Source organism: Faecalibacterium sp. DFI.5.82 (assembly GCF_029076575.1).
GTDB lineage: Bacteria > Bacillota > Clostridia > Oscillospirales > Ruminococcaceae > Faecalibacterium > Faecalibacterium duncaniae.
The window spans coordinates 1-405 of the sequence record NZ_JARFIS010000113.1; the positions used below are offsets into that span (position 1 = coordinate 1).

At 57.3% G+C, this 405-nt stretch carries 1 pseudogene; it reads right to left on the minus strand.

The features are described from left to right. Positions 1-28: 28 nt before the first annotated feature. A pseudogene (locus P0G09_RS15825) lies at positions 29-121 on the minus strand (RNA methyltransferase); the annotation flags it as partial. Positions 122-405 lie beyond the last annotated feature (284 nt).

Genomic DNA, 405 nt, shown 5'->3' on the forward strand with positions numbered 1-405 from the left:
CGGGAGTTTTTGCTGTGTGGCTTATGAATTACTGTTTGCCCAGCTGCCAGAACGCCACGGCGCTGGCGGCGGCAACATTCAGGGAATCGACCCCGTGGGACATGGGGATCTTGACTGTGTAATGCATCTCCCAACAGGTTGATGCCAGTTCCCTCATCCCGGACGTTCATATAATGCAGGGTGTTGCCTGTGTAGTACAGCTCCCTGACAATCATGGGCACGTCTTCCCGGCTGCGGGCCGCTGCCAGCAGCAGCTGATGCACCTTGAATGCCACACCTATATCCTCGCTGTTCGCATAGTTGAACAGCCTGCCTGCAAAGGCACTCAGTCCCTGGATATCCGTTTCGGTCAGGGAGGCATTGCTGGCGCAGTTTGTCTACGACCGCGACCCTGCCTCCCTGACC